General features: G+C 56.5%; 2 protein-coding genes. Both read left to right on the top strand.

Going from position 1 to position 1,093, the window contains the following annotated elements:
- A partial coding sequence (locus G560_RS19830) for a Rossmann-fold NAD(P)-binding domain-containing protein (protein ID WP_022705682.1) occupies nt 1–663 on the top strand: 663 nt, incomplete at its 5' end.
- A 56-nt stretch (nt 664–719) separates the two neighbouring features.
- A complete protein-coding gene (locus G560_RS19835; protein ID WP_022705683.1) occupies nt 720–1,007 on the top strand; it encodes a cytochrome b family protein in 288 nt (95 codons plus the stop codon).
- Nucleotides 1,008–1,093 lie beyond the last annotated feature (86 nt).

The following is a 1,093-nucleotide window of genomic DNA, read 5'->3' on the forward strand; positions in this document are numbered from 1 at the left end:
CAGCTGATTCAAGCTGAGGCAAGGTTGCACATGGGTCAGTTCTCAGTGACAATTTTTGCTGTTGCCGGGTCAGTTCTCAGTGACAATCAACACGCAGGGGTCTGTAAGATCGTCTACACCAGCATCCAAGGCCCAGACGAAGACACCGCATTCTCGCCAGTTGTCCAAAGCAACCGCCAGACCGAGGCGGACGTTCGTGCCAGTGGCCTGGACTGGGCCATCGGCCGTAACGGCATCTATATCGAACCGGATGTGGAATACATCGACAGTTACCGCGCCAAAGGCGAGATCGCCAACAGCGCAGGCGACGGCAAATGTGGCTACACCACCCGGTCAGAGCTGGCCCATGCCTATACCGCACTGGTGACGCAGGATGGCTTGAACGCTCAAACGGTCGACCTGAACGGCACGCCCATCACGCAACATCAACTGGCCGGATACCTGAACACTGCCTTCGGCACTGATCTCACCTATCGCGCAATGACATCGGCAGAGTTTGTCGCGGACCGCACCGCAAAGCTTGGCGACTTCATCGGCCCCATCATCGGCGGCATTTACGATGGCATCAGCAAAGGCAACTACAACAGCGCCGGCGATTTCGAGGCCGTCACAGGCCGCCCCCATCAAACTTGGGCCGACTATTTTTCGTCTATCGCTGAATAACCGCGACGGAAGCGCAGCGGCGCTTCGTATAACTCTCGATTTTACGGAGACACCCAATGTCCACACTCAAATCCATTTGGAATCATCCCTACACGTTCTGGGCGCTGCTCAGCCTTCCTGCCATTCCGATGATCCTCGGGCTGACCTCAGGTGATCCCGACGCGGTGGGAAATGTCTTGCACCCGTCCGGCGAATTCGCGGCACGGTTCATGATCATCACCATGATGATCACACCGCTGATGATGCTGTTTCGCAATTCAAGCTGGCCGCGCTGGTTAATGAAGCGTCGCCGCCACCTCGGCGTGGCCGCGTTCTTTTACGCGCTGGCACATACGGTGTGTTGATTGTCACTGAGAACTGACCCGGCAACAGCAAAAATTGTCACTGAGAACTGACCCATGTGCAACCTTGCCTCAGCTTGAATCAGCTG

Origin of the sequence: Pseudorhodobacter ferrugineus DSM 5888 (assembly GCF_000420745.1) — a bacterium.
Taxonomy (GTDB): domain Bacteria; phylum Pseudomonadota; class Alphaproteobacteria; order Rhodobacterales; family Rhodobacteraceae; genus Pseudorhodobacter; species Pseudorhodobacter ferrugineus.